General features: G+C 33.7%; 29 protein-coding genes and 1 pseudogene. 20 read left to right on the plus strand and 10 right to left on the minus strand.

Annotated elements, in window-relative coordinates; genetic code table 11:
• Entirely contained in the window at window positions 1-1,290 is a 1,290-nt protein-coding gene (locus AACY93_RS07150) for a DUF2254 domain-containing protein (protein WP_286853867.1), read from the minus strand.
• A gap of 432 nt (window positions 1,291-1,722) precedes the next feature.
• On the opposite strand from AACY93_RS07150, the gene AACY93_RS07155 reads away from it, so the two are divergent.
• The 3 genes from AACY93_RS07155 to AACY93_RS07165 all read left to right on the plus strand — a co-directional run bounded on the left by AACY93_RS07155 (window position 1,723) and on the right by AACY93_RS07165 (window position 4,747).
• Entirely contained in the window at window positions 1,723-1,908 is a 186-nt protein-coding gene (locus AACY93_RS07155) for a hypothetical protein (RefSeq protein ID WP_007649035.1), read from the plus strand.
• A 208-nt stretch (window positions 1,909-2,116) separates the two neighbouring features.
• Window positions 2,117-4,057, plus strand: a complete 1,941-nt coding sequence (locus tag AACY93_RS07160; RefSeq protein WP_286853864.1) for a tetratricopeptide repeat-containing sensor histidine kinase — start codon at window positions 2,117-2,119, stop codon at window positions 4,055-4,057.
• 15 nt (window positions 4,058-4,072) lie between these two features.
• A complete protein-coding gene (locus tag AACY93_RS07165; protein WP_286853863.1) occupies window positions 4,073-4,747 on the plus strand; it encodes a DNA-binding response regulator in 675 nt (224 codons plus the stop codon).
• 256 nt (window positions 4,748-5,003) lie between these two features.
• On the opposite strand, the gene AACY93_RS07170 is transcribed toward AACY93_RS07165, so the two are convergent.
• A complete protein-coding gene (locus AACY93_RS07170) occupies window positions 5,004-5,513 on the minus strand; it encodes a DUF456 domain-containing protein (protein ID WP_286853862.1) in 510 nt (169 codons plus the stop codon).
• 244 nt (window positions 5,514-5,757) lie between these two features.
• On the opposite strand from AACY93_RS07170, the gene AACY93_RS07175 reads away from it, so the two are divergent.
• The 4 genes from AACY93_RS07175 (at window position 5,758) to AACY93_RS07190 (ending at window position 9,281) form a co-directional block, all read left to right on the plus strand.
• On the plus strand, window positions 5,758-6,117 hold the full coding sequence (locus AACY93_RS07175) for a BlaI/MecI/CopY family transcriptional regulator (RefSeq protein ID WP_286853861.1): 360 nt from the start codon (window positions 5,758-5,760) through the stop codon (window positions 6,115-6,117).
• 2 nt (window positions 6,118-6,119) lie between these two features.
• Complete coding sequence (locus tag AACY93_RS07180) at window positions 6,120-7,553, plus strand: M56 family metallopeptidase (RefSeq protein ID WP_286853858.1); 1,434 nt, start codon at window positions 6,120-6,122, stop codon at window positions 7,551-7,553.
• Entirely contained in the window at window positions 7,546-8,679 is a 1,134-nt protein-coding gene (locus tag AACY93_RS07185; protein ID WP_286853856.1) for a tetratricopeptide repeat protein, read from the plus strand. The genes AACY93_RS07180 and AACY93_RS07185 overlap by 8 nt, the downstream gene beginning before the upstream one ends.
• 125 nt (window positions 8,680-8,804) lie before the next feature.
• The gene (locus AACY93_RS07190) at window positions 8,805-9,281 is read left to right on the plus strand and encodes a hypothetical protein (RefSeq protein WP_286853854.1); all 477 of its coding nucleotides are present in this window, start codon (window positions 8,805-8,807) and stop codon (window positions 9,279-9,281) included.
• Window positions 9,282-9,284: 3 nt separating this feature from the next.
• Here AACY93_RS07190 and AACY93_RS07195 read toward each other — a convergent pair whose 3' ends face one another.
• From AACY93_RS07195 to AACY93_RS07210, 4 genes are read right to left on the minus strand one after another with little or no spacing between them, the layout of a single operon-like run.
• Complete coding sequence (locus tag AACY93_RS07195) at window positions 9,285-10,016, minus strand: Bax inhibitor-1/YccA family protein (protein WP_286853852.1); 732 nt, start codon at window positions 10,014-10,016, stop codon at window positions 9,285-9,287.
• Between the two features lie 3 nt (window positions 10,017-10,019).
• Window positions 10,020-10,907, minus strand: coding sequence for a hypothetical protein (locus tag AACY93_RS07200; protein WP_286853851.1), 888 nt, complete (start codon window positions 10,905-10,907; stop codon window positions 10,020-10,022).
• Window positions 10,908-10,960: 53 nt separating this feature from the next.
• A complete protein-coding gene (locus AACY93_RS07205) occupies window positions 10,961-12,085 on the minus strand; it encodes a glycosyltransferase (RefSeq protein WP_286853849.1) in 1,125 nt (374 codons plus the stop codon).
• Window positions 12,082-13,011, minus strand: a complete 930-nt coding sequence (locus AACY93_RS07210) for a lysylphosphatidylglycerol synthase domain-containing protein (RefSeq protein ID WP_339611570.1) — start codon at window positions 13,009-13,011, stop codon at window positions 12,082-12,084. Before AACY93_RS07210 ends, AACY93_RS07205 begins: the two co-directional genes overlap by 4 nt.
• A gap of 91 nt (window positions 13,012-13,102) precedes the next feature.
• On the opposite strand from AACY93_RS07210, the gene AACY93_RS07215 reads away from it, so the two are divergent.
• The 9 genes from AACY93_RS07215 (at window position 13,103) to AACY93_RS07255 (ending at window position 19,164) form a co-directional block, all read left to right on the plus strand.
• Window positions 13,103-13,741, plus strand: coding sequence for a cell envelope biogenesis protein OmpA (locus AACY93_RS07215; protein WP_286853846.1), 639 nt, complete (start codon window positions 13,103-13,105; stop codon window positions 13,739-13,741).
• Complete coding sequence (gene ruvC / locus AACY93_RS07220; RefSeq protein ID WP_007648991.1) at window positions 13,741-14,295, plus strand: crossover junction endodeoxyribonuclease RuvC; 555 nt, start codon at window positions 13,741-13,743, stop codon at window positions 14,293-14,295. Before AACY93_RS07215 ends, ruvC begins: the two co-directional genes overlap by 1 nt.
• A 45-nt stretch (window positions 14,296-14,340) precedes the next feature.
• Window positions 14,341-15,552: a radical SAM family heme chaperone HemW gene (hemW, locus tag AACY93_RS07225; protein ID WP_286853843.1), complete on the plus strand. Its 1,212-nt coding sequence runs from the start codon at window positions 14,341-14,343 to the stop codon at window positions 15,550-15,552.
• Between the two features lie 2 nt (window positions 15,553-15,554).
• Window positions 15,555-16,331, plus strand: coding sequence for a DUF3667 domain-containing protein (locus AACY93_RS07230; RefSeq protein WP_007648987.1), 777 nt, complete (start codon window positions 15,555-15,557; stop codon window positions 16,329-16,331).
• A gap of 2 nt (window positions 16,332-16,333) precedes the next feature.
• A complete protein-coding gene (locus AACY93_RS07235) occupies window positions 16,334-17,083 on the plus strand; it encodes a cyclase family protein (protein WP_286853838.1) in 750 nt (249 codons plus the stop codon).
• Window positions 17,084-17,304: 221 nt separating this feature from the next.
• On the plus strand, window positions 17,305-17,646 hold the full coding sequence (locus tag AACY93_RS07240) for a hypothetical protein (RefSeq protein ID WP_286853834.1): 342 nt from the start codon (window positions 17,305-17,307) through the stop codon (window positions 17,644-17,646).
• A 55-nt stretch (window positions 17,647-17,701) separates the two neighbouring features.
• A complete protein-coding gene (locus tag AACY93_RS07245) occupies window positions 17,702-18,064 on the plus strand; it encodes an MmcQ/YjbR family DNA-binding protein (protein WP_286853832.1) in 363 nt (120 codons plus the stop codon).
• Between the two features lie 36 nt (window positions 18,065-18,100).
• A complete protein-coding gene (locus AACY93_RS07250) occupies window positions 18,101-18,679 on the plus strand; it encodes an alkylphosphonate utilization protein (protein WP_007648978.1) in 579 nt (192 codons plus the stop codon).
• Between the two features lie 206 nt (window positions 18,680-18,885).
• Complete coding sequence (locus AACY93_RS07255; protein ID WP_287006520.1) at window positions 18,886-19,164, plus strand: hypothetical protein; 279 nt, start codon at window positions 18,886-18,888, stop codon at window positions 19,162-19,164.
• Here the strand turns inward: AACY93_RS07255 and AACY93_RS07260 are convergent, their stop codons facing one another.
• Window positions 19,165-19,599 carry a nuclear transport factor 2 family protein gene (locus AACY93_RS07260; protein ID WP_007648970.1) on the minus strand — a complete coding sequence of 145 codons (435 nt, stop codon included), beginning with the start codon at window positions 19,597-19,599 and terminating at the stop codon, window positions 19,165-19,167.
• 278 nt (window positions 19,600-19,877) lie between these two features.
• Between AACY93_RS07260 and AACY93_RS07265 the strand changes: the two genes are divergently transcribed.
• The 4 genes from AACY93_RS07265 to AACY93_RS07280 are packed head-to-tail and all read left to right on the plus strand — an operon-like array spanning window position 19,878 to window position 24,605.
• Entirely contained in the window at window positions 19,878-20,138 is a 261-nt protein-coding gene (locus AACY93_RS07265; protein WP_040491732.1) for an acyl carrier protein, read from the plus strand.
• Window positions 20,139-20,167: 29 nt separating this feature from the next.
• On the plus strand, window positions 20,168-22,141 hold the full coding sequence (asnB, locus tag AACY93_RS07270; protein WP_287006518.1) for an asparagine synthase (glutamine-hydrolyzing): 1,974 nt from the start codon (window positions 20,168-20,170) through the stop codon (window positions 22,139-22,141).
• Between the two features lie 12 nt (window positions 22,142-22,153).
• A complete protein-coding gene (gene nadE, locus AACY93_RS07275) occupies window positions 22,154-23,134 on the plus strand; it encodes an NAD(+) synthase (protein WP_287006516.1) in 981 nt (326 codons plus the stop codon).
• Window positions 23,135-23,141: 7 nt separating this feature from the next.
• The gene (locus tag AACY93_RS07280) at window positions 23,142-24,605 is read left to right on the plus strand and encodes an AMP-binding protein (RefSeq protein ID WP_287006514.1); all 1,464 of its coding nucleotides are present in this window, start codon (window positions 23,142-23,144) and stop codon (window positions 24,603-24,605) included.
• A 5-nt stretch (window positions 24,606-24,610) separates the two neighbouring features.
• On the opposite strand, the gene AACY93_RS07285 is transcribed toward AACY93_RS07280, so the two are convergent.
• The 3 genes and pseudogenes from AACY93_RS07285 to AACY93_RS07295 form a co-directional block, all read right to left on the minus strand.
• Entirely contained in the window at window positions 24,611-25,285 is a 675-nt protein-coding gene (locus AACY93_RS07285) for a hypothetical protein (protein ID WP_007648962.1), read from the minus strand.
• A 90-nt stretch (window positions 25,286-25,375) separates the two neighbouring features.
• Window positions 25,376-26,476 carry a DUF4407 domain-containing protein gene (locus AACY93_RS07290; protein WP_287006512.1) on the minus strand — a complete coding sequence of 367 codons (1,101 nt, stop codon included), beginning with the start codon at window positions 26,474-26,476 and terminating at the stop codon, window positions 25,376-25,378.
• A gap of 113 nt (window positions 26,477-26,589) precedes the next feature.
• Window positions 26,590-26,794: pseudogene (locus tag AACY93_RS07295) on the minus strand (peptidase M56); the annotation flags it as partial.

Here is a 26,794-nt window from a genome sequence, read left to right on the forward strand (position 1 = left end):
CTATGGGTTGGACAAGGTTTGGTACAATGTCTCAATCCGTCTTAAGTCGGTTTTGTTTTGTATGCTTAGCTGTGCATCTTCGAATAAGAACTTGGCTTCATCTAACAATACATCATGGTATTCCGGTAATTGGGCTTTTTGCAACAGTAAGTATTTAAACATGATAAATAGTTTTTGGATACAAATGATATCGTGTTTACAGTAAGTACGATAAGAAACCATAACTTGATAGACCAGTTCTTTAAAATTAGTGGTTGTAATGGCAATAAACGATTTATTATTGGAAGTGATAATGGTTTTGTCGTTTTTTTTAAGACGTAAGGCAAACAACTCTGTTAGGTAATCTATGGAACTAATGGCAGTTCCAGGATCATTAATACCCGGAGACATGGCTTTTATGCCAATTTCGGTAATTTGTTTAAAAGCCAATGTGTAATTGTCTTCCACAAATTCACCTTTGGCAAAATTAAAATTTGAAAGTATTTTCTTTACCAAAGCCTCGTCAATCTTTTGGCTTACTTGAATGATTGGAACACCTTCCAGTACGAACATGCCTTGAATGATCAGGATTTTCATTTGAAGTTTTTCTTCTTTGCAAATACTAATCAGGTTTGCTACTGCAATATTTTGATAATAACCTGTTTGTGTACTATAATAAGAGTTCCAGCTTGAAGTGTCTGGAAAAGAAACAGCTTCATCCGATTCTTTTTCCAATAAATACTCCAATCGCGTTTTGGCTTTTTTGTAAATACCATCCAAAATGTTGTTTACTTGAATGGCTTGTGAAATGGAATGAATGAAATATAAAAAGGCAGCCAAACATACAACCGTTAAAATAATCCCTATTAAAACCGAAAAACCTGGAAGTTGGTATTTGTTGTTCTCTTGAGGATTGATACCAACCAATGTAAATGTGTTGTATAGTATGGTGGCTAAATAAATGCCTATAACAAACTGATGGTTTCTATTGGAAATTAGGCCAGGCAATACGCGAGGCGAAAAATTGCTGGAGGCTTGGTTTAGCAACACCATTACCATAGAGAAGCTAAACACCATAATGGAAATAATGCCACCTGTTAAAAAACTTAAAAGCGTTTTGGCGGTATCTGCATTGTTAATGACCAACTGTGGCACATGTTCTATAACAAAAGCCGAAATGCCAATCTTCTCCAAATACAACATGAGCATGGCAAAACCAAAACCTACAATACCAAATAACGTAGGATAGAAAGCTATTTTACCTTGAATGGTATTAATAAAACTCAAAAAACGGTTGTAAAGTGATTTCATATGGTTGCTTTTGAGTTTACAAGGTAGCAACATTTTTAAATATAAGTAGGTGACTTAAAAAACATTTTGGTTGTTTTAAAAGTTATTTTTCAAAAACTTATTAACATAATTTTGTAAGAATAAACCTCGTTATGTGTATTTTGTCGACAAAAACAATCGTTTAATCGGATATTTAATAGTTTTGACTTAATAAGCATTATGTTTGTAGTCCTTCTTAAGTCCCTAAATCGATTTATTCAGCTTAATAAGGTTAATTATTCCATTTTAGACAGTTATTTGTCTGTTTCCCTCATGTTGTTAAAATATGTTAGTCCTATTTGTATGCGCATATTTTAAAAAATTAATTATCCATTTATTCCCTCAATTTAAGTTTGGTAAAGCGCTGAACTTGTTAAACATGAATTTAATTGTATAACTTAAAATTGAGAATATATGAAATCCCTAACTATTACACTATTAGTAGCATTATTTTGTGTAACAGTATCTGGTGTAAACCTTAAAGATACTGTAGTAACCGAACCATCTAAAAAACAAACATTTACAAGTGTGGATAATTTTGAATACAACTTCAAGATTGGAAAGCACATTAAAAAAGACAAAGTGCCTTCAAACCAATAAGATGACATTTCAACAGAGAGCCTTTAATCAAAGGCTCTCTGTTTTTTGTTTCAACCTTAGGTTTAATATTTCATATTTTATTAAAAATTATTATAAATTTGAAAGAATCGTTTAAAAAACCAAAAGGTTGAAATCATATTGTTTAATTGTAGCCCTCTTGTTTCCTATAATGTTTGCCCATGCGCAAAATAGCAAGAGTATTCAAACATTGGACAGTATATACTATTATAGGAGCCAAGCAAACAATTCAGATCTAGACCCTACCCAAAGGTTTCAGTTTGCCAACAAAGCCATACAACTATCCAAAAAAACCAATCAAGACTCTACCATTTTAAAAAGCAAAGTTGTTTTAAACAATATTTACATTTTAAAAGGAGACTATGAAACCCTTATAACCACAAACCTTCAAAACATTCAATTGGCCGAAAGCCTAAAGGACTCTCTGTTAATTGCTTTTGCCAATAACAATTTAGGTTGGGCTTATAAATCATTGTCAAAGAACGATAGTGCCTATTACTACTATTATAAAGCATCCAAACTGTTCAGCAAACTTCAAAGGGACAGAAATGAAGGGGAAGTTTTATTTAGCTTGGCCAACATACAATTTGAGGAAAAAGATTATTTGGGAGCCGAAGAAAACGCCATTACAGCCCTTCGGTTAATACGCAATCTTCCAAAAACTGAAAATAACTTGGACACTTTGTGGTCCATCAATAATTTACTGGCAATTATTTCCGACGAATTGGGACAATTCGATAAAGCCATAGAATACCATCATAAGGCTTTATCCTTCAGTGATCAAATAGAAGACAATTATTTATACACTTTATACTCTTACAGCAACATTGCTTTAATTCATAAAGAACAAAAACAGTATGAAAAAGCATTGGATATTTATAAAAATCTTTTTAAAAACAAGGAGATCTTGCTCCAAGAGCCTTACAACTACGCCATAATTTTAGGCGATTATGCCTATGTGAAACACTTGTCTAAGAATTTTAAAACAGACGAGATTACCAGCATGTTTACCGAAGCCTATAAGATAAGCGATAGCTTACAGGATATTTACAGCCTGATGTCCATTAGTTTAAATGCTTCAGAATTTTATAAGGATATAAACCAAAAGGATTCAGCGCTTTTCTTTGCAAATAGGGCTTACCATCTTGCCAGGGAAACCAACACCAACGATGTTATTTTAAGGTCGCTTATTTTAAAATCGGATATTGAAGAACCAGACAAGGCCAAATCCTATTTAACCGAATATGTAAAATTAAGCGATAGCCTTCAAAATAAAGAGCGTGCCATTAGAAACAAATTTGCCAGAATTGAATTTGAAACAGACCTTATTGTGGAAAGAAGCAAGCAAATTGCAAAAGAAAGGCTTTGGTTGCTGTTTTTATCCATTGGGTTGATTTTTACTTTATTGTTGTTGTATATTATCGTAACACAAAGAACAAAAAACAAGGAACTGAGATTCAATCAACAGCAACAAGAAACCAACGAGGAAATATACAACCTAATGTTATCTCAACAAGATAAAATAGATGAAGCAAGGGTAGCCGAAAAAAAGAGAATTTCAGAAGAAATACATGATGGTATTTTAGGCAGGCTTTTCGGGATAAGGTTAAGTCTGGATAGCCTAAACATGAGTACGCAACCAGAAGCAATAGAAACCAGGGAAAAATATTTGGAAGATTTAAAAGAAATTGAACAGGACATACGCAAGGTGTCGCACGAATTGAATTCAGATTTTGTATCTGGCTCAAATTATATAAGCATTATTAAATCTCTATTGGAAAAACAAACAAAAGCGTATAAACTGAAATATGTGTTAAGAAACGACGACAACATTGATTGGGACAGCATCAATAACAAAACAAAAATCCATTATTACAGGATCATTCAGGAATCGCTTCAAAATATCTACAAACATGCCAATGCAACAGAAGTTCACATTAGCTTTAAACAAAAAAATAATGTAATTTGCTTGTCCATTTCAGATAATGGTTCGGGTTTCGATGTTAATAAAGCCAGGAAAGGCATTGGATTGAAAAACATTAACTCCAGGGTAAAAGAAATTCAAGGAGAACTGGATATAAAATCAACCATGGATTCTGGAACGGAAATACGTATAAAAACCCCAATCTAAAATCTAAAAAGCCTTATGCAACAAACCATTCGCATTTTAATGACAGACGATCATCCTATGATTATTGAAGGATATCAAAACACATTAATTGCCACCAAAAAAGAAAATCAAGATTTAATAATTGACATAGCCAATAGTTGCGACGAGTCTATAAAATTCATGGAAAAAGCAGTGTCATTAAACAATCCATACGATATTTTGTTCATGGATATTAGCTTGCCTCCTTCAAGCGATGGAAAATACACTTCTGGTGAAGACCTGGCCAAATATGCCAGAACCATCATGCCTAAAGCCAAAATAGTTATTTTAACTATGTTTAATGAAGCCTACAGGATTCACAACATTGTAAAAACCATAGACCCAGAAGGCTTTTTAATTAAAAGTGACTTAACGTCCAAGGAATTGGCAAGTGCTTTTCAGGCTGTATTGAGCAACCCTCCTTTTTACAGTGGAACTGTAAATAAAATTATTAGAAAGACCATCTCCACAGATATTGTTCTAGATGAGATTAACAGAAAAATTATTTACCTCTTATCTCAGGGTGTGAAGACAAAAAGTTTATCAGATCATATAGATTTGTCCATGAGTGCCATTGAAAAACGAAAAAAGTATTTAAAGGAAGTTTTTGAGATTGAAGATGGAAGTGATGAAACCTTATTATTTGAAGCAAGAAACAAAGGGTTTATTTAAAAAAGGATCAATAATTGTTAAAATTCATAAAAAATCTGTTTGCTAAACAGGCTCTAACATAAGGCTCTTATTGGATATTACGGTTTTTCCGTAATTAATTTGTGGTTTTACCGTAACTGTAACTTAAATGTTCGCTTTATATTTGAAGTATCAACAGCATATTAATTAATCCCTCAGAAGTATTTCGTTGATAATAGCATTTACACTAACCTCGTGACTTTTTATATTTTTATAAGAGTCATGAGGTTTCTTCTTTTTAAAAACTAAAGATACTGCCTTTATATTCCCAAGCTTTCATAATAAAAAAACCTAAGTAAATTACTGCTACCAAAAATTTTATAAAGGTGCCTGTTAAAAAGCCTAAAAAAGAACCAAAGGCAGCCTTAACAGCTGTTTTGGAGTCTGTTCTGTTTAACAATTCACCAATAAAAGCCCCTACAAAAGGCCAGATAATGATACCAAAAACTCCCAAAACAGGAAAAATAATAGCAACCAATAAACCAATGGTAGTCCCTAAAACCCCATATTTACTGCCTCCAAATTTTTTTGTTCCCAAAGCAGGAATAATATAATCCAAGGCAAATACTATAAGTGCTACAGCTAAGGTGATGCCTAAAAATAGCCAATTGTTGGGTACTGCATGGGTTAAATACAGTAGCAACAAACCAATCCAACTTAAAGGAGGACCAGGAAGTATAGGTAAAAAACTGCCTAAAATGCCAAGCAACATGAACAGGAAGCCAAGTATGGTCAATAGTATATCCATAGAATTTTATTTATAAGACGAAGATATTAAATGAAAGTTACAAAACTTTATAACTAAAAAATTAGTTTAAACTAATTTTTTAGTTATATTTGTGTTCAACTAAGTTTTTAGTTACATGTTTTCGCCATTCTGAACTTATTTCAGAATCACATTAAATTAAGTCGCCTAAAGACATAGTTATTTGTCACTCTGAGCTTGCCGAAGAGTCTCAATTATAAAATTATTGTTTTAAACAAAATATATTATGAAACAACTTACCAAAGCCGAAGAAGAAATCATGCATGTGTTATGGCAACTTGAAAAAGCCAACGTGAAACAAATTATTGAGCAATTACCAGAACCAAAACCAGCCTACAACACAGTTTCAACCATAGTAAGAATCTTGGAAAGCAAAGGTTTTGTGGATTATGAAAAGCAAGGCAAAGGACATGTGTATTTTCCACTTATAAAAAAACAGGATTATAGCAATCAAAGTTTAAATTCCTTGGTAGACAATTATTTTCAAGGCTCTTTTAAAAGCATGGTCTCATTTTTTGTGAAGAAAAATGACATTAGCTTAAAAGAACTGGAATCGGTTTTAAAAGATATTAATAAAAAAGATTGATCATGGCACACTATGTTATTCAAGTCATCGCATTTCAGCTTTTCTTTTTAGTGGTTTACGATGTGTTTTTAAAAAAAGAAACTTTTTTTAACTGGAACAGAGCCTATCTTTTAATAACTGCAGCATTGTCTTTTATGTTACCTGTTATTAAAATAGACAGGTTTAAGGATATCGTGCCACAGCAATATATCATCACACTTCCAGAAGTTGTAATTGGCAAGCAAAACCCAATTGTTTTAGACGAAGTTTTTATTGAAGGTATCAACCAGGCATCTAGTTTTTCATGGTCTTGGATGTATCTGTTTTATCTGGGTTCTGCCATCGCTTTTTCCATTTTTGCCTATAAACTGACTAATATTATTCGATTAATTTATGGCAACCCAAAACATCATGAATCTAATTTGCAGATCGTGAACTTGGAAAACAGTCGGGATGCTTTTTCTTTTTTCAATTACATTTTTATAGGAAAGCAATTGGTAAAGGAAGAACGGGAAACCATTTTAAAACACGAATGGGTCCATGTTAAACAAAAGCACAGTCTGGATATGTTGTTTTTCGAAATCCTACGTATCTTTTTTTGGTTCAATCCATTCATCTATATGTATCAAAACAGGATTTCGGTCGTACATGAATTTCTAGCAGATGCCGAAGCCGTTAAACACAATAAAGCACAATATTATCAAAACCTGTTGTCGCAAGTTTTCAATGCCAAACAGGTATCATTCATCAATCCATTTTTTAAACAATCATTAATCAAAAAACGAATCGTTATGTTACAAAAATCAAAATCAAAACAAGTTCAACTGGTAAAGTATGCCCTATTGATTCCTATGGTATTTGGGATGCTTGTTTATTCCTCCTGTAGTGATACAAGCCAAGATAGTATGGTTGAAAATCAACTTTCTCAGGAAGAACAATTAAAAATGATAATCGAATCATTAGATAAAGAAGGGAAATTAAACAACTCTGAAAAGGAAGAGCTAACAACTTATTTTTTAGATGCTATTAAAGCTAATGTTGAAGGTCAGGATGTTTCAACAAAGCAGATTAAGCCATTTGGTTTTAATGATAGAGAAGGAATTCCATTTGAAAATTTAGATGAAGTTCCAGTATTTCCAGGTTGTGAATCTCAAGCAAATGAAGCAGGTAAAAAAGCCTGTTTCAACAAAGAGATTAGTACTTTTATTGTTGAAAATTTTAATTCAGATTTAGCTAAAACCATAGGCTTAAATGGTACTGTCAAAATTTCTGTTTTCTTTATAATCGGTTTTCAAGGAAAAATTTTAGAAGCAAAAGCAAGAGCTCCACATCCAGAATTGGAAGCAGAGGCAGAACGCGTAATCAATTTATTGCCAAATATGATTCCTGGAATGCACGAAGGGAAAGCTGTTAATGTACCTTATTATTTACCTATTAAGTTTGAAATTAATGAGTAGATATATAGTGCTTTTTTTCATAATAACCTTTATTAAAACCGAAGCGCAAACTTCGGTTTTAATGCTTGCAGATAGTTTGTACGCAAACGGTTATTACTCTAAAGCCATAGCACAATATGAAGTTTACAACAAGCCTTCGGAAGTTTATGAAAAAATAGCCAAAGCATCTATTGCTATTGGGAACTACAACCAAGCGCTTTTAAATTATCAAGAGAGCATTAAAGCACATCCAAACAACACGTTGCTTAAGTACGAATATGCTAAACTGTTATCAAGAACAAACAATATTCAATCGGTTGCTTCACAATTTAATAAATTAATCACTTTAGATTCCTTAAACCCAAATTATCATTTTGAGTTTGGATTGATTTTAGAAAAACAGAATGATTCCACAGCAATTGAAGAGTATATAACAGCATTTTCATTAGATAGTTTACACCAAAAAGCCATTTATAAAGTGGCAAAATATAAGTTGCAAAAAAGGCAGTTTGATAAAGTAGAAAAATTAGTGGACATAGGTTTGCAAACAAACCAATTTAATGTGGAATTGATAAGTTTAAAAGCTCAAAATTATTTTTGGACACAAGATTATCATCAAGCCATTCTATGGTTTGAAAAATTAGTGGCCTTAGGGGAGTCATCAAAATTTATTCATGAACAACTAAGTTTGTGTTATGACAAAACATATCAACTTTCTAAAGCTATAGAGGAAGGATTGATAGCCTTGAAATTTGAACCAAATAATACTAAGAATTTATTTATACAAGGTCGCCTTTACGAAAAAAGCAAGGAATTTGACAAAGCAGAAAGTTATTATACCAAAGCATTGGAAATTGAAGATGCTCCTTTGGATGCTCAATACACACAGTTGGGAAGAGTTTTAAATTACCAAAAAAAATATGCAGAGGCCATACAGGTTTTAAATAAAGCACGACAAGAAAATCCTAAAAACGACACTGCAGCATTTTACTTGCTTCAATCAAAAAACGCGTATTATGAAGATTTCGACACAAAAATAAATCTGTACCAAAAGTTTATAAAAGAATTTCCAGACAGTGTTCTCAAGACTGTAGCAGCAGCCCAATTATCTCAATTGAAACAAGAAAAGTTTATGAATACAGATTAAAATCTAAAAAAATTGTACTTTTCGGTTTCAGATCTGTATGAAAGCCCAAATGGGCAAAAAAATGGAGATTACCAATCAAAGTAATAACATAGCTAAGCAACAGCTATCTGATAAAATTTAGATAGATGAAACATTTGTACCTTTCTTTTGGTTTTTTATTGCTTGTTTCTTGCAATTATTTTGATGTCAAGAAGACAACCTCTGATGCTATTTTAAACGAAGAATTAAAGACATTTAATTGGAGCGACGTGGATGAATATCCTTCTTTTGCATCCTGCAACGATGATGTTTCCAAAGAAGAAAAAAAACATTGTTTCCAAAACACTTTAATAGCTATTATTACCAATAAAATTCAAAGGGATACCATTGTGGTTTCGCAAGATATTAACGATACCATTTTTATGAAATTTCAAATTTCTGAAACTGGAATTCTATCCTTAATGGAAGCCAAAATAGACTCGGTAACGCTTCACGAAATCCCAAACATCAAAGAGCTTCTCAAAAACAGTTTGGACTCTTTGCCAGAGATTTATCCAGCCATTAAACGTGGACAGCAAGTAAAAACAGCGTTTACTTTGCCTGTAATCATTCAAGTGGATTAAGGTTTAAAACCTAATGGCCAGTTTTTTCATGAGCCTCAATATTTCAACATACAACCAAATAAGTGTCACCAAAAGTCCCCAAGTGGCCAACCATTCTTTTTCTTTTGGAGCCTTGTTTTTGTGTTTTTCTATATAATCAAAATCCAAAAGCAATGCCAAAGAGGCAAAAATAGCTGCCAAGACATTAAAAAGTATGGCAAGCCAGGACGTTCCCCAAATAAAGGTTTCAATCCCAAAAAAGCTAAGGATCCAGGACATAAGATATATTATAAAAATGCTGGCACAAGCTGTAATGATAACGCTTCTCAATTTTTTCGTGACCACAATAATTCGGGTTTGGTATAACAGCAGCATCACAAAAAACGTCATAATGGTCACTCCTATGGCTTGAAAAGGTAAATTGGGAAATTTAGCATGCGCATAACTGGTAATGCCACCAAGAAAAAACCCTTTGGCAATGGCGTAAAGTGGCACTAAAAACTTAGCCCATTGGTTTTTTACTGAAATAACAATGCTTAGTACAATGGCAGCAATCATGCCTCCTGTTACAAACCATTTTATGTCTGTACCAGAAATATATAAATTCCATACATATACAACAATGGCCGCAACAATGAGTAATGAAAACAAGGATTTTAAAAGGATGCCTGTTACGCTCATTTTTTTGGAAGCAGTTGGATCATTTTCCCAAAAATAATCGTTAAAAGCTGGATTGGAGGTTTTGTCTAAGCGCATGTATTATAGGTTCAATTTAAAGCCAACAGCAAAATCTATCGGGAAATTTCCTTGATTATCAATAAATAAGGCAAACAGATTGTTATAAGCTAAAGTGACGTATCCATTTTTAGTGACTTTTATATCACTTCCCAAACCAAAAATAAAAGGGACTTCCAACTCAGAATCTGAGTTTTCTTCTGAAATATATGTACCAGGATTTAAAGGGTCTTCGTAGCTTAGGGTTTCATTATGAAATGTATAGGTTACAAGCGTGACATTTCCATACACACTAAAAGTTTCTTTATTGATGGCTCGAAATCTATAGCCTAAACCCAATTGGGTAGCCGAATATTCAAAATCATCTGCTTCCAAAGCAGTTCTCAAATTTACATATCCTGCATGACGTGTTAATCGTGTGTTGCTATAAACTTCAAATTCTGCCCCAAAAAATGGTACAGATGTATTGTTGGGATTGTTTACAAACGGTTGATTGGTAAGGCCTCCAAAAACGCCCAACCTGGCTTGGATCTTGTTTCTTGGTTCGTAATTGTAACTCAAATCACTGGTAGAATTGTACATGTTAATATAATCTTTTAAACTGGCAAGTGTTAGGTTTACTTTCCCTGCCGAGAGGCCATAATCTTGTGTTAGGGCATTTAAAGTGTGTCTGTATTCTTTTTGATATTTTTTGGTGTCCGGATTTTTAGTGTTTACCAATTCTTTTATGGAACCATCTTCTGTTCTAACAAAATACCTGTATTGACCATCAATAATGTTCCAGAGTAAATCCAGGTTCCCTTCTACTTCTGTTTTAAGTTCCAAGGTTTCACCATTAACAGTATAAGTTTCTTGTGCTTTTAAAGAAACAAAGCTAAAAGATAAACATAAAATTAAGATGAGCTTTTTCATTAGATTTAGGATTTCAATTCTTGTAAATCTAACAAAAATAAATGATTCATCCACTATTTTTCATAGGCTCTGTCTTTCCATTTATAGTTTGAAAAAAGGGATAAGGTTGCTATGTATACACTAAAAAATGGATACAAAAAAGCGCAAATGAGATAGGATCCAAAAAGCTGTTTCTGTTTAAAGAAAGAGGCTGTTTTAAAAAGCAGTACAAAATCGATAGTTAGTTTTAAGCCAAAAGCCAATACCAACGTGTAGGCATCCATGGAACCAATACCAGTGAAAACCAATGTGGCTAATAAAGTAGCGTTCATAAGTAAAACCAGCAAACCCGTTAATTTCCCAAAGGTGTTTTTATAGTTTGTGGTTTTGGAAGCCCAACGAACCCGTTGCGATTTTAAACTCGCAAAATTGGGTTGTGGTTTGGTTAACACAATGGCTTCCTTGGCTTTTAAAAACACCACAGCATTGGGTTGTTTTTCTATGGCTTTTTGCAATAAAAACACATCATCGCCACTGGCTATGTTTGCGTTTCCTTCAAAACCATTTAGGTGAAAAAAAAATGTTTTTCGGTAAGCCATATTGGCACCATTGCTTAAAAAGGGTTTCTTTAATCCAAAACCACCAATGGTCGCTCCAATCAAACTTAAAAAATCGAAAGCTTGAAAACGATCCAAAAACTTATGGATGTGTGTATAGGCAACAGGGCCACAAACCATATGGCAAGAGGTTTTTGTGATAAAGCCATTATAACATTCCAACCAGAATTTAGGGAGCAAACAATCGGCATCTGTAGTTAAGATCCATTCATATTGAGCTTTTTCAATGGCCATTTTAATGGCTTCTTTTTTTGGGGATTTTGAACATTGTTTATTCTGAAGGATTTTGTAATCAATGGATGTGTTGTATAAATATTTTTCAATAATTTCAACTGAAGCATCTTCAGAGTTATCATTTACAAAAATGAGCTCAAAGTGTGAAACAGGATACTTTAAGTTTAATATGGTATTCAACAATGCTGGTAAATGTTCGGCTTCGTTCCTAAAAGGGATCACTGCCGAAAATTTGTTTTTTAGGGATTCTTCATAGTAATAAAAGTAGGGAACCTTATCAAACCCATAGATAAAACATCCTATTAAAAACAGGTAACAACATGTGATGAAAATAATAAAAACAATCATGGTTCCACAGGTTTAGGAAGTTTAAATTTTAACACAAACACACTGCCAACTATACTTGGAAACACAAAATTTAACAACCACATACAGGTAACAACACTTAAGGTGGTGAGTTCGTTTACGCCAACAATGGAAAACAAATAGACCGCTACACTGCCTTTTATAACCACATCAAAAATAAAAATGGATGGTATAACAGAAGCCAATAAATACATGGAGCTAATAACAATCATGGCATTTTTATAAGACACTTCCACACCAAAAAAATGCAACAACAAATAAAACTGAAATGAAAAAACAAGATATCTGCCTGTGGAAAGAATCAAACAAGTGAGATAATGTCTTAAAGATATGTTTTTAAAGAAGTTTATAATCTTTTCAATGGAAATTCCTTTTATAGTGACTTCTTTTTTCTTCCATCCTAAGAAAGCCATGCTAGTGATGATTAAAATAATCCCTAAAAACCTAACTGTTTTATGATAGTCGATATCCACAGGATATTTTGAAATAAAATAATATAAGCCAATAATTCCAAAAACTGTTGTAACAAGCATTTGTATCATGTTTCCAAGAAAATTGAGCAGGACTATTTTTTTTCTAAATTCTGAGGTAAAAAAAATAGCTTTGGCGCCATATTCCCCTATTCGGTTTGGAGTGAATAAAGATGCTGTTAAAGAACCTAAACTTTGTTGCACTGCTTTTTTAAAAGAAATTTTCTTAAATATGGAGACAAGTTGTTTCCATTTTAAAATTTCCAAAAACCAGTTAAAAACACTTAAAATCATCAATAAACCGATGTTTTTAAGGCTAAAAACCTTATTTTCCTGTAAAAAACCATTAAAAACCTGAAAATCCAATTGGTTATTTGATGTCAATTTGTAATAAATAAAATAAAAAGCACCAACTACCAAGCTTATTTTAAGAAGCACAAAAAAGAATTGTTTAGTTTTGTATGGTAAGGTTCTGAGCATTTTTTTGGAATACCTACTTTTTAAGCCGCAAATTAAACAATATCCTTTTATGAACACACATTTTATAAACATCAAACAAACTTCGGTTTTTATTATTTTTTTGTTTATTGCTTTTTCTGGATTTGGTCAAGCCGAAACCAGCAAATGGAAAGCCCAGCTTGCCATAGGTGTTAACAGTCCAAGTGATAATGGTTTTGTTACAGGATTTGTAGCCAAGCCTATAAACTTTCCAACTATTAATTTAGGGATTCAGCACATGTTCAAAAGACAGTTTGGGGCAAAATTGGATTTTGGTTACAATAGGATTGCTCATGAGGCAGATTCTCCATACTTTAAGGTAAATTACTCCAGGATCAATGCCCAGTTTGTTTACGATCCTACACCAGTTTTGGGATTCTTACCTATTGGCATGGGGATTGTGGCTCATACAGGACCAGGTTTTAGCATAATAAAACCTTTGGGAACATATGGTGCAAACAAAACCTCGTTTGTAAATGTCATGGCAGGCATTGAATTTCATTACAGCATTACAGATGTGTTAACCATTTATTTGGATACTTCTTATATATATGGACTTAGTGGCGATTTTGACCCTGTTACAGAAGGCTATGGGTCATTTAACGGAAATTTACTAACTGCAACCATTGGAGTGTCTTACTCTTTAAGTGGTTGTTATTATTGCGATTAATGAGCAAAGAAAAAATCATCTTAGGAATTGATCCAGGAACAACCATTATGGGATTTGGTCTTATAAAAGTGGTTGGAAAAACCATGCAGTTTATGCAGTTAAATGAACTCGATTTAAAAAAATACGACGATCATTATTTAAAGTTGAAACTTATTTTTGAGCGAACCATTGAGCTTATAGAAACCCATCATCCAGATGAAATAGCCATTGAAGCACCATTTTTTGGAAAAAACGTTCAAAGTATGCTTAAGTTAGGTAGAGCTCAAGGAGTGGCCATGGCAGCAGGTTTGAGCAGGGAAATTCCCATTACCGAATATTCGCCAAAAAAAATAAAAATGGCCATTACCGGAAATGGAAATGCCAGTAAGGAGCAAGTGGCCAAAATGCTTCAAAGCCTGTTGGGGATTAAAACCCTTCCAAAAAATCTGGACTCCATGGATGGTTTGGGTGCTGCTGTTTGTCATTTCTATAATGATGGTAGAATAGAAATAGGCAAAAGTTATTCTGGTTGGGCAAGTTTTGTGAAACAGAACGAAGAACGTGTAAAAAAGTAGCCAGGATTTAATGATAGTAAGCAGTTTGATCTGTGTTGGAATAATATGAAAAAGGATTTGGATTATAACCATTTAAGCAATATCTCAAACCCAACAGAGGAGAGGCAAAGTACTGCAGGAATTTACATTCACATACCTTTTTGTAAACAAGCCTGCTACTATTGCGATTTTCATTTTTCCACCTCTTTAAAGAAAAAAGACGAATTGGTTCAAGCTTTGGGAAAGGAGCTTGAGTTGCGACAAGACGAACTAAAAAACCATACCATTGAAACCATCTATTTTGGAGGAGGAACACCATCCTTATTGACTATAGAAGAACTACGGTTTTTAATAGCCAAGGTCTATAAAAATTATCAAGTAATAGAAAATCCGGAAATTACCTTGGAGGCCAATCCAGACGATCTGTTGTCTGTTCGTGACCAGTCGGGAACTATTTTTGAAGACTATAAAAATATAGGGATAAACAGACTTTCCATAGGGATTCAATCGTTTTTTGAAGACGATTTAATAGCCATGAATCGTGCGCATTCATCCTTGGAAGCAAAAGAATGTCTGTCTGAGGCCACTCGTCATTTCAATAATATTACCATCGATTTAATTTATGGCATTCCAAACATGAGTTTGGAAAAATGGAACAAAAACCTTGAAATGGCATTTGGTTTTGGGGTGAACCATATTTCCAGTTATGCCTTAACGGTAGAGCCAAAAACAGCGTTGGATACTTTTATAAAAAAGGGACAATATCCACCCATGGATGATGCTTTGGCGCAACTTCACTTTAAGCATTTAATAGCAGAGACCCAAAAACAAGGTTTTGTCCATTATGAGATTTCCAATTTTGGAAAACCAGGGTTTTTCTCAAAACACAATACCAGTTATTGGCAAGGAACACCTTATTTGGGCATTGGGCCTTCGGCACATTCATTCCATGGAAATACAAGAAGTTGGAATGTGGCCAATAATACCAAATACATTAAGGGTATCCAAGAAAATAAACTGCCACACACCATGGAAACCTTAACAGTCCAAGAGCAATATAACGAATACGTAATGACAGGGTTACGCACCATTTGGGGAGTTTCTTTGGATAAAGTTGAAACGGATTTTGGTACTGTGTTTAAAACCTATCTTTTAGAGCAATCCAAAAAGCATATAAACCAACAATTATTGTATCTTGATGGAGGCAAATTAACAGTCACTGAAAAAGGAAAGTTTTTAAGTGATGGGATTGCTTCAGATTTATTTAAGTTGGATTAAAAATGAATAGTGCGTCTTGTAAAAATTGCAACCAACCATTAATTGGCAAATTTTGTCATAACTGTGGTGAAAAAGTGGTAGAGAAAACAGATTTTTCTTTAAAAACATTATTTCACCAGTTGGTTGATGGCCTATTTAATATCGATTCCAAAGTATATCAAACCTTCATCTATTTATTATTTAAACCTGGTAAGTTAACTACCAATTATCTTGATGGAATAAGAAAACCTTTTATGAAACCCATTCAAGTATTTTTAATTTCCAACGTCTTGTTTTTTTTATTGCTTACCCAAGCAGATATATTAAGGATTCCTGCAAAGTATTATTTTAATAGTGGGAGAGATTTAAATATTGAAACAAAATTGTTACAGACAGAAAGTACACAAGCAGAATTAATTCAGGCGTATGATGGACTTTCAGCCAACTTGTCAAAATCTATAGTAATTATAATTGTACCAGTATTGGCATTGGTGTTTTGGATATTGTTTTATAAAAACCACTTTCTCTTTGGGATGCATTTAATTTTTGCCATGCATTACCTGTCGTTTTTTTTCATAAGTTGTCTTTTGGCCATATCAGTTGTAAGCTTAGGCAATAGAGCCGTTCAGGTTTTTATTGTATTGGTTAATTTTATATATTTATTTTTTGCTCTTAAGCATGTATATAAAAGCAAACAGGCAATGGTGTTTTTTAAAGCCTTGGTAATACTTCTTGCTTTTGTAGGAATTACAGCCCTTTACAGAGAATTCATAAGTTATTTATCATATAAATTAGTATAAAAGTGATTGCAACCATACAGTACAATTCAAAGAAACTTCAAATTGATTTATCTAAACCTTTAGATATTTCCATACCATTAAGGGCTTCAACAAACAACGTAAATGCTTGGTATCTTGACCAACCCAGAATAGAGCCAGTTAAAGATGGTGAATGGGTTGCAAGTGTGGCAGATGGAGCCGATGTGAATTTTAATAATATTTGGTTCAATCCTCATGCTCATGGTACACATACAGAATGTGTTGGGCACATTACCAAAAAGGTGCACTCCATCAATCAGCAATTAAAGCAATTTTTCTTCTTGGCAGAAGTCATTACTGTTGCTCCCGAAAAGAAAGGGAAAGATTTTGTTATTTCAAAAAAACAACTTCAGTTTGCCTTGGGGAACAAAAAACGCGATGCAGTTGTAATAAGGACCATTCCCAATACCATCGAGAAATTGAGCCAGCACTATTCGCATACCAATCCACCTTATTTACTGTCCGAAGCTGCCATATATTTGCGTGATAAAGGTGTGAAACACTTGTTGATAGATTTGCCAAGTGTAGATAAAGAGCAGGACAATGGCGAATTATTGGCACATAACGCCTTTTGGAATACAGCAGGAAGAACCAGAATGGATGCCACGATTACCGAATTTATTTTTGTGCCAAATACCGTTTTAGATGGCACTTACTTTTTAAATTTACAAATCGCTCCATTTGAAAATGATGCAACTCCCAGCAAACCTGTTTTATATAATATTTTAGATTGATCATAAAACCTCTTTAAAGATAGAGGAACCCTTCATGTTTATAATGGGTATTTTAGCTTTTGCCCAATTGGACTATGCTTGGTGGTTTTTGGTTTGATTTCATAAGTTGTTCTGAAGTTCTTTTTCATTCAGTTTACAGAAAAATTCCTTGTTATGTTGTTAACCAATGAGGGTTTTCTTCCATAAAAGAGAAAATATTCATTAACATCAAATACGAAACTATGGAATCTATTAAAAACACTACAACTGTAACCGAAGGAAAAAACATAGCAATTATTGCTTACATAACTGTTATAGGACTAATTATTGCTTTTGTGATGAATAACGACAAGAAAAACCCATTTGCAGCTTTTCATATCAAACAATCTTTGGGCTTGGCTTTAACCGGATTTGCATTGGGAATTATAGGCATTATCCCTATAATAGGATGGCTTATTAATATAATTGGAATCTTTGTTTTGGTTTACATGTGGATTATGGGACTGTTAAATGCCATAAATGGAACCGAAAAAGTAGTGCCGATTTTGGGAAATAAATATGCCGAATGGTTTAAAAATCTTTAATTTATTGTGTAATTTTAAACACATTCAAAATGTTAATCTTGAATGTGTTTTTTTTATGAACATTGAAGAACTTCGCAAATATTGTATTTCAAAAAAAGGTGTTACCGAAGACTTTCCGTTTGATATAGATACTTTGGTCTTTAAAGTCTTGGGGAAAATGTTTGCATTGGTAGGATTGAAAAAATGGGAAGCTGGCGAAAAAGCCATTAATTTAAAATGCGATCCTGAATATGCCCAAGAACTTCGAGCAGAATACAGCAGTATTCGTGCTGGTTACCATATGAGTAAAAAACATTGGAACACCCTTTATATCCAAGAAGGGGAATTATCTCCCAAATTTATTTGTGCACTAATAGATCATTCGTATGATATGGTTGTAAAAGGCATGCCCAAAAAAATGAGGGAATCTCTTCAATAAAAACAGTATGTTTGCAAAAACAAATAAAATGTCATTATGTCTGTATTGCAAACACTACAAGAACGAAGCAAGAACACTTGCGAATTATGTGCTTCTACCGAAGGTTTAACCCAATATATCCTGCCTCCTTCATTAAACGAAAATGTAGATAACAGTATCTTGGTATGTAAGACCTGTCTGGGCCAAATAGAAGGTCATGTGGAGATGGATGTAAACCATTGGAGATGTTTAAATGACAGCATGTGGAACGAACATGTGGCTGTACAGATACTGTCTTGGAGAATGTTGCAAAGACTACGTCATGAAGGTTGGCCAAAAGATTTATTGGACATGATGTATCTGGATGATGACGCATTGGCTTTGGCAAGAGCAACTGGCGAACATGAAGATGAAGCCAATAAAATAATCCATAGGGATTCCAATGGAGTTGTTTTGGAAGCAGGAGATTCTGTTGTATTGATAAAAGACCTTAAAGTAAAAGGATCCAGTATGGTTGCCAAACAAGGAACTGCTGTAAGAAACATTCGTTTAGATCATGAAAATGCCGAGTATATTGAAGGGAAGGTTGATGGTCAAAATATTGTGATAATTACTAAATTTGTCAAGAAAACTTAAGATGTAAAATTCTTAAATACAAGTAATTAAGAGATTAATGTAAGAAATTAGGTCGTTAATCGGATAAAAAAACACCAATGTTTCATTTATCTAATTCTTAGGGTTTTTATCGAATTTTTTATATGTAAATAGCTATTCACTATATATTTACAGTATCGAACCTGATTAATAGCATAAACAGATTGATTAACTTAATTTATGTTATTATGAACCTTACCATTACTCACTACAATAATTTCTTTAAAGTTACAGGCGTTTTAAACAAACAGTCTGTTGGAGTATTTCAGCAAGAATTTCAAGATGTATTTAAAAAACTCCAATCTGTAACCATTAGTATTGAAGGACTTCAAAGTATTGATAGGGATGGTGTAAATGCCTTGGCCAAACTGCATAACGAGTCTTTGGCCTTAAACAAACAGTTATCCATTATCGGATTTGGTTGCAAAGATTTATACGATCATTTTAAATCCAACGACGCAGCTTAATCAACAAGACATGTCTGCTATTATTTTCCATTCACCTTCAATTTTTTTGAAAATAACCATAAAAACACCTTTGGCATCACCAGCATCCCTGGTTAAATGATATTCTCCCATAACCCAATAGGTATGGCTTTCAATTCTTGATATATCCTTGATCACAAAATTTAAAATGCCACTTTCAGCTTGTGTGGGATAACCTTTTTTATAATTGTTCAACGTGTTTTGCCATCCCTTGGTTAAACCACTTCTGCCATAAAATTTAAGCGAATCATTTTTCCAATAACCTTCCATGTAACCTTCCAGGTCATGTTTGTTCCAGGCTTTTTCCTGTAATTTCATAACGTTTAAAATAGCTTCTTTTTCAGAGTTTTTGGAAGATTGTGCCATCATACCAAAAACAGAAAACATAAAAAGCGTTAAAACAAGGACTTTTTTCATATAACATGTTTTTAAATGATTTTAAAGATACTAACAAAAACTAAGCAATCCACAAAGTAGCATTGTTTTGGTTTTTTGTAACTTTAATCTGATTTTTTATAACTTAAACGAATAGTTTAAAAAGCTGTTTTATAGTTTACTAAAAATAGAATATATTAGTCTCATTAACTTGCTATTATCTCTAACTATTTAATTTTCTCCCTAAACATATTAATAGTATAGATAAAATTTCAATGGCTATTGGAATTGATTTAAGTATTAAATGTTATTATAAAAAAATGAAAAATACAAACGAAGTAAAAGCCGAAATTAAAAAGTACATCCTGGAAGCCTCTTTGTCTGATGTGAAAGATGTTGATGATGATGCCCTGATTTTTGAAAACGGTTTGCTGGATTCTATGGGATTGTTGTTTCTTATTGAGTTTTTGGGAGAAGCCTTTCAGGTAGAAGTAAGTGATGATGAGTTAAACCCAAAAAACTTCGAATCCATTAATAATATTGTCTCTTTTGTATCCAATAAACTTTCTGTAAAAGTTTAACCCTTTCAGCAAGCAACAACTAATTTAATATGTGTGGTATCGCTGGATTTTATGGAGATATAAATAAAAAGCAATCTGTTTCTACCTTAAAACACATGCTTACAAGAATTAAACATCGTGGTCCAGACCAAAGTGGTGTTTATGTTTCAGATTACGTGGGCTTGGGTAGTGTGAGGTTGAGTATTATTGATTTGAGTTCAGGCACCATGCCTATTTCCAATCAAGACAATTCGTTGTGGATTGTTTTTAATGGCGAAATCTATAACCACATGGAACTTAGGGAAGATTTAATCCAGAAAAACCACAGCTTTAAAACCCGAAGCGATACCGAAGTGATCTTGCATCTATACGAAGAATATGGTCCAGAATGCCTGAAGAAGCTAAACGGACAATTTGCCATTGCCATTTGGGACAAGCATAAAGAAGAATTGTTTTTGGCAAGGGATCGTGTAGGGATCAGGCCTTTATTTTACACCCAAACCAAGAGTGCTTTTGTCTTTGCTTCCGAAATAAAAGCCTTTATGGAATATCCTGAGGTTTCATTGAAATTTTCCAACAAAGCACTCTCTGAATATGTTACATTTTGGACAGCCTTATCTCCAAATACTGTTTTTGAAGATGTTTTTGAAGTGCCTCCAGGAACCTATATGCTTGTCAATCACAAAGGGATTAAAAGTAACACGTATTGGGAGCTGCCCATAGTAAAACCAAACGCATATAATTTTACAACTGTTGAAGAAGCTGCAACTGCTTTCGAAAATATTTTTTTAGACTCCATCAAACTAAGGCTACGAGCAGATGTTCCAGTTGCTGCTTATTTAAGTGGAGGTATAGACTCCAGTATAACCACATCGTTTATCAAACAGGTTTCACCAAATAGGCTTAAAACCTTTTCCATTGGTTTTACAGAAACGGATTTCGATGAATCTGCCTATCAAAATATAGCAGCTTCCTATTTTAAGACAGAGCATTCCAGTGTGACTTGTAGCGAACAAGATATTTCCAATTACTTTAAGGAGGTGGTTTGGTTTGCCGAAGCGCCACTTTTACGTACAGCACCAACACCTATGGGCTTGCTGTCCAAAAACGTGAGAGACCATAATATAAAAGTGGTAATTACTGGTGAAGGTGCCGACGAACTCTTAGGAGGTTACAACATTTTTAAGGAGGCAAAAATAAAACATTTTTGGGCAAAAGACCCACAGTCCAAACTAAGACCAATGTTGTTAAAAAGGCTCTATCCTTATCTGCCACAAATAAATAAAGCCAGCAGCAACATGTTAAAGATGTTTTTTGGCTATAAATTAACCGAAACAGATTCACCAATTTATTCTCATTTGTTAAGATGGCATAATACCAGTAGAATAAAAAATTACTTTTCAGACACTATTAAAGAAACCATTAAAGACTACAATCCCATTGCAGAAGTGGAAGAAAAATTGGAATCCAAACTTTCGGGTTACGATTATCTTACAAAAGCACAATGGCTGGAAATCCACTTGTTCATGTCTGGCTATTTGTTATCCTCACAAGGAGATAGGATGGGAATGGCCAATTCCATAGAAGGTCGTTATCCGTTTCTGGATCATCGTGTCATTGAGTTTTGCATGGCTTTACATCCAGATTTAAAACTTCATGGTTTAAACGAGAAGTATCTCTTAAAAAAAATGATGAAAGACCGATTGCCAGATGCCATTTTAAATAGGTCCAAACAGGCCTATAGAGCACCAATTAGAAGCCTTTTTGCTTCAGAAACATTACCGGAATACTTAAAAACCATGCTTTCAGAACAGCGCCTAACAGAGTTTGGTGTTTTCAATGTAGAACATGTAAAAACCTTACTTTCAAAAATAATATCCAATAAAGGGGTTTCAGAGATGGATAACATGGCCATAACAGCTGTGCTATCCATTCAGATCTTATACGATTTGTTTATAAAAAAATCCATTCCAAATATTTCAGAATCCGAATTAATCACACTAGATAAAATAATCATAGAATAAAACCGCAACACCATGAAACCAGAAGAACGCAAGCCATTTTCAAAAGAAATCATTCACATAGACGATATCGAGCAAGTTTGTAACCGTATTGTTGCCAAACTAAAAACAGATGTGACCAAAAACCTGCAACGTCGTGGAGCCATTGTAGGAATAAGTGGAGGCATTGATTCTTCGGTTTGTTTGGCTTTGTCTGCCAAGGCCTTTGGTGCTAAAAACGTTTTGGGCATCATGCTTCCAGAACAGGATTCCAGTGATGATAGCAGACAACTTGCCGAACAATTGGCAGCAACTTATGGCGTAAGCACTTTGGTGGAAGACATAACGAAAGCATTGGATGGTTTTGGGTGTTACGAAAGAAGGGATGAAGCAATTTTACGTGTGATTCCAGATTTCGATAAAAAAGAGGATAAGGCTAAAATAGAGATCAAACAAAATATTGCCGAAAACATTCCAGCTATTTTCTCCATAACTGTCATTAAGCCAAATGGCGATGTTGTAAGCAAACTTTTGCCAGCAAAGGAATATTTGCAAATTGTAGCTTCAACAAATTTTAAACAGCGAAGCAGGATGTCTATGCTTTACTATCATGCAGAACGCATGCATTATGCTGTTATTGGAACGCCAAACAAACACGAGGTAGAGCAAGGCTTTTTTGTAAAATATGGCGATGGTGGTGCAGATGTCATGCCTATTGGACATTTATACAAAACCCAAGTGTATCAATTGGCAAAACATTTAGGCGTGCCTCAAGAAATTATAGACAGGACCCCAACCACAGATACATACACTGCAGAACAGTCCCAAGAAGACTTTTTTTACCAAATGCCTTTTGAATCCATGGATTTGATATGGTATGGATGGGAACATAAGTATCCAGCAGAAGAGGTTGGAAAGGTTATGGGAAAAACCACCAAGGAGATTGAAAACATCTATAAAAGTTTTGAAAGAAAAAGAAAAACGACCGAGTATTTAAGAATGAAACCAATTTTTTAAAAAAACGATGAACATGAATGTTTTCGATTATTTTTTTGAGTCTTCACAACATCTTGAAAAAGATTTTTTATTGGGTTCCAAAGAAACCATTTCTTTCAAAAACCTGTATAACCAGAGCTTAAAAGTGGCCACATTTTTAAACAGGTATGTTGGAGCTCATAAAAACATTTTGATAATTAGTCCAAATTCAGGGTTTTTTATTACAGCATATTTGTCCATTTTAAAATCTGGAAATGTATGCGTGCCATTAAATTTCGCTATCGAGCAGGAACAGCTTGATTATATCTTGAAGGAAACCGAATGTGAAACGGTTTTTATGGCCAAAAGCATTCGGGACAAATACATGCTGCCATCAGAAATTCAGGTTGTTGAAGAGTTGGATTTACAACAAATAATAGATCATCAAGCGATGGATGATTATTACGTGGATGTGAACAAAAATCAAGTGGCAGAAATTATTTTTACTTCAGGTTCTACGGGACTTCCCAAAGGTGTCATGATTACCCATGAAAATATTATAGCCAATACCAACTCCATTATTTCGTACCTGAAACTGACCTCCAAAGACATTATGTGTGTGGTGTTGCCTTTCTATTATTGCTACGGTTTGTCGCTTTTGCACACCCATTTAAGGGTTGGTGGCTCCATGGTTTTAAATAATAGTTTCATGTTTTTAGGAGCTGTTATAAGCGATATTAAAGATTATAAATGCACAGGTTTTGCTGGCGTGCCAAGTCATTTTCAAATTTTGTTGAAAAAATCGAATAGTTTTAAAGCAACAGCCTTTCCAGATCTAAGGTATGTAACTCAAGCAGGAGGGAAATTGCACACGATTTTTATTGAAGAATTTATTGATGCATTCCCAGAAATAGATTTCTATATCATGTATGGACAAACCGAAGCTACAGCCAGATTGTCTTATTTGGAGCCCAAGCACATTAAAGCAAAAACCAGTTCCATAGGGAAACCCATTCCAAAAGTGAGTTTTAAAATTGTAGATGAAACAGGTAAGAAATTAGGTGCCAACAAAGAGGGCGAATTATTGGCCAAAGGCAAAAACATTATGTTGGGTTATTATAAAGATGTGGTAGAAACCAAAAAAACCATAAAAAATGGTTGGCTTTACACAGGAGACGTAGCCATTATGGACAATGAAGGCTTTTATTATTTGGTAGCCAGAAAAAAAGAAATCTTAAAAGTGGCAGGAAAAAGAGTGAGTCCCAAGGAAATTGAAGCTGTCATCCTTTCATTGGAAGAAGTGATGGACTGTACCATTTCTGGTTACGACGACGATGTGTTTGGAGAGGCCATACAGGCTACCATTGTAGCCAAGGGAACATTTAATGAGGAACAACTCAAGGAAAAAATATTGCATATCTGTTCCAAAAAATTGGCCATGTATAAAATCCCTCAAAAAATCTGTTTTGAAAAAGCGATTAAAATGAGTGCTTCAGGAAAAAAAATAAAATAGTCAGTTTATTTTGAAGTTGTCTTTCTATTAATGGATTCATTATAAAAATCTAAATATTCCTTAGAAACCTCTTCAAATGTTATGGATTTTATAAACAAAAAGTAAGAGACACGTCTTACTATATACGGACTAAAACCAGCATAATTATAAGACCTTGACGTGTTTTTGTTTTTTACCTCACCAAACGTGATGGCATATTTGGCTCCTAGGTCTTTACTTGTTTCAGCGACATCATATAAAAAAGCAGGAATAATACCCATACCTCTATATTTTGGGACTGTAAAAACGTTTTCAAGTAATACCTCGTCTTTTTTAAGTTGAGGAAACCGTTTTCCCCAAATGGATTTTAACTTTTTATTTTCAGAAGCATCAATTAACCAAACCCTTGCACAAGGAATTTGTTCTTTGGTCAAACCAACATAACAAGTGTTGAATTTATGGATTAAACCATTGTTTGGGTTATCTATAAAATAAGCCTCGTCGGTATCAATACAAGTACGAATGGTGATGGGTTTAAGGGTTCTTGGTTTTTTAAAAGGCACACTTAAATCCCTTTTAAAACCAAAAGCAATTTCTTTAGAGTACAATCTGTTTAAAAAAACATTCCAAACATATTTAGCTCTACCTTTTTTTAACAATGTAGGCAATAAAGCAATTTTTTGAAACGGATGATGGCTCATAAATATGAAAGTGAAACAACTTTAGGTTTTTGTAAAAATAATCATAATAGTTCAATTGCAATAGGGAAACTGATTTTTTGAAGATATTTATTACAGGATGTTTTGTTGTTTTTTAAAAAAGGCGTCAGCTTGCAACTGCATCAATTCCCTGGCTTTTTTGCGTTTATATTGGTATAGTTCTTCCTCTTCGGCTATATTGCTGTAAACTTTATTGTTTAAGTTTATTTCTGTTTTTAAAAGGGTGTTTCTTTCTTCCGCATTGCGTTTTACCCAAGTTTTTAAAGCACTTTCGGCATCTTCCAGTTTTAAATCGTAAGCCCCTTTAGGAGAGAGAAGTTTAGCTATTATTGGTGATGTTTCTATGGCCAGAAACAGTAAAAATATAAAAAACGAAGGTAGCCAAGGTAGTTTTCCCAATGCATTTATTCGTGCCATTAAGCCATCAAAACCATCTATAACTGGTTGTGTGTTTTTAACCTGAGTGTTATAGGTGTTTTCAAGATTGGTAATTTGGTTCTCCAGAGTTGCAATTTTTTCTTTGTTTTCTTTTTTAAGTTGCTGCAATTCCAGTAAAGCAGCATCATGTTTATACCTTTTTTCTTTATAAACAGGACCTTTGCCAAGTAATTTGGTGCCTGCTGTACCTTCAGCTTCAGAAATGTACGTGTTGTATAGGTTGTTTACCCTGTTTTCTTTTTCTGTAATTTGAAGTTCCAAACCTGCAATTTCATTGTTTAAATCCGAAATTTTAGGTTTGAATTGCTGCGCAATCTGTTCTATGTTGGCAAGCGTCAATTCATTTTTTTGTTCCAATAATACTTGATTGATTTCTTTTTCGAATATTTTTAGTTCCAAGGGTTTCGAAATAACGATGGCAATAATAATCGCCAAAATAATTCTGGGCAAAGCTTGGATAAATTCATCCAAAAAACGATTTCTTTTTTTTATGGTTGAAACAATAAAGCGATCCAAATTAAAAATGAGTAAGCCCCAGATAAGTCCAAAGCCTATAGCCATGTAAACACTATCAAAAACAGTGTAAAGCGCATAGCTAGCAGCAATACCTGCCATAACAGCTGTAAAGAACACAGTGGCCCCAATGCCTGCATATTTGTTTTGTTCGCCATTGGAACAGCTTTTTAAAATATCGGAATCTGATCCAGAACACAGGATAAAGAATGATTTTAACATGATGCGATTGATTTTGATTGATAGACTATTAGAACGCAATTTATGCTTATTTGTTACAAAAAAATGCCTCGAATTTTCGAGGCATTAACATATAAATTCAAAAGTTGTAACTATTAATCTATAGTAATAGGCTCTTTACTTAGATAAACTTTTGGGTTTTTTCCAGTTGAATTTTTAGATGAAATATTCATAGATTTATTTTCTTTTAATATACTTATAGCTTTGTCTGAAGATATTTTTTCTCCTTCATAATAAAAAGTAGCTCCTTTTTTCGCCATATCAATAACAAAATCTATAGGTGATTTTGGTGGAGGAGGT

Origin of the sequence: uncultured Xanthomarina sp. (genome assembly GCF_963971605.1) — a bacterium.
In the GTDB taxonomy this organism is placed as follows: domain Bacteria; phylum Bacteroidota; class Bacteroidia; order Flavobacteriales; family Flavobacteriaceae; genus Xanthomarina; species Xanthomarina gelatinilytica.

What these genes read in the sequence shown, in the direction of transcription:
- AACY93_RS07240 (WP_286853834.1), top strand. Translation starts at nt 17,305, where the DNA reads ATGGAATCTATTAAAAACACTACAACTGTAACCGAAGGAAAAAACATA.
- AACY93_RS07290 (WP_287006512.1), bottom strand. Translation starts at nt 26,476, where the DNA reads ATGTTAAAATCATTCTTTATCCTGTGTTCTGGATCAGATTCCGATATT.
- AACY93_RS07175 (WP_286853861.1), top strand. Translation starts at nt 5,758, where the DNA reads ATGAAACAACTTACCAAAGCCGAAGAAGAAATCATGCATGTGTTATGG.
- AACY93_RS07260 (WP_007648970.1), bottom strand. Translation starts at nt 19,599, where the DNA reads ATGAAAAAAGTCCTTGTTTTAACGCTTTTTATGTTTTCTGTTTTTGGT.
- AACY93_RS07205 (WP_286853849.1), bottom strand. Translation starts at nt 12,085, where the DNA reads ATGATTGTTTTTATTATTTTCATCACATGTTGTTACCTGTTTTTAATA.
- AACY93_RS07215 (WP_286853846.1), top strand. Translation starts at nt 13,103, where the DNA reads ATGAACACACATTTTATAAACATCAAACAAACTTCGGTTTTTATTATT.
- AACY93_RS07285 (WP_007648962.1), bottom strand. Translation starts at nt 25,285, where the DNA reads ATGAGCCATCATCCGTTTCAAAAAATTGCTTTATTGCCTACATTGTTA.
- AACY93_RS07170 (WP_286853862.1), bottom strand. Translation starts at nt 5,513, where the DNA reads ATGGATATACTATTGACCATACTTGGCTTCCTGTTCATGTTGCTTGGC.
- AACY93_RS07255 (WP_287006520.1), top strand. Translation starts at nt 18,886, where the DNA reads ATGAACCTTACCATTACTCACTACAATAATTTCTTTAAAGTTACAGGC.
- ruvC (WP_007648991.1), top strand. Translation starts at nt 13,741, where the DNA reads ATGAGCAAAGAAAAAATCATCTTAGGAATTGATCCAGGAACAACCATT.
- AACY93_RS07280 (WP_287006514.1), top strand. Translation starts at nt 23,142, where the DNA reads ATGAACATGAATGTTTTCGATTATTTTTTTGAGTCTTCACAACATCTT.
- AACY93_RS07230 (WP_007648987.1), top strand. Translation starts at nt 15,555, where the DNA reads ATGAATAGTGCGTCTTGTAAAAATTGCAACCAACCATTAATTGGCAAA.
- AACY93_RS07185 (WP_286853856.1), top strand. Translation starts at nt 7,546, where the DNA reads ATGAGTAGATATATAGTGCTTTTTTTCATAATAACCTTTATTAAAACC.
- AACY93_RS07195 (WP_286853852.1), bottom strand. Translation starts at nt 10,016, where the DNA reads ATGCGCTTAGACAAAACCTCCAATCCAGCTTTTAACGATTATTTTTGG.
- AACY93_RS07150 (WP_286853867.1), bottom strand. Translation starts at nt 1,290, where the DNA reads ATGAAATCACTTTACAACCGTTTTTTGAGTTTTATTAATACCATTCAA.
- AACY93_RS07180 (WP_286853858.1), top strand. Translation starts at nt 6,120, where the DNA reads ATGGCACACTATGTTATTCAAGTCATCGCATTTCAGCTTTTCTTTTTA.
- AACY93_RS07165 (WP_286853863.1), top strand. Translation starts at nt 4,073, where the DNA reads ATGCAACAAACCATTCGCATTTTAATGACAGACGATCATCCTATGATT.
- nadE (WP_287006516.1), top strand. Translation starts at nt 22,154, where the DNA reads ATGAAACCAGAAGAACGCAAGCCATTTTCAAAAGAAATCATTCACATA.
- AACY93_RS07245 (WP_286853832.1), top strand. Translation starts at nt 17,702, where the DNA reads ATGAACATTGAAGAACTTCGCAAATATTGTATTTCAAAAAAAGGTGTT.
- AACY93_RS07250 (WP_007648978.1), top strand. Translation starts at nt 18,101, where the DNA reads ATGTCTGTATTGCAAACACTACAAGAACGAAGCAAGAACACTTGCGAA.
- asnB (WP_287006518.1), top strand. Translation starts at nt 20,168, where the DNA reads ATGTGTGGTATCGCTGGATTTTATGGAGATATAAATAAAAAGCAATCT.
- AACY93_RS07190 (WP_286853854.1), top strand. Translation starts at nt 8,805, where the DNA reads ATGAAACATTTGTACCTTTCTTTTGGTTTTTTATTGCTTGTTTCTTGC.
- AACY93_RS07265 (WP_040491732.1), top strand. Translation starts at nt 19,878, where the DNA reads ATGAAAAATACAAACGAAGTAAAAGCCGAAATTAAAAAGTACATCCTG.
- hemW (WP_286853843.1), top strand. Translation starts at nt 14,341, where the DNA reads ATGAAAAAGGATTTGGATTATAACCATTTAAGCAATATCTCAAACCCA.
- AACY93_RS07200 (WP_286853851.1), bottom strand. Translation starts at nt 10,907, where the DNA reads ATGAAAAAGCTCATCTTAATTTTATGTTTATCTTTTAGCTTTGTTTCT.
- AACY93_RS07155 (WP_007649035.1), top strand. Translation starts at nt 1,723, where the DNA reads ATGAAATCCCTAACTATTACACTATTAGTAGCATTATTTTGTGTAACA.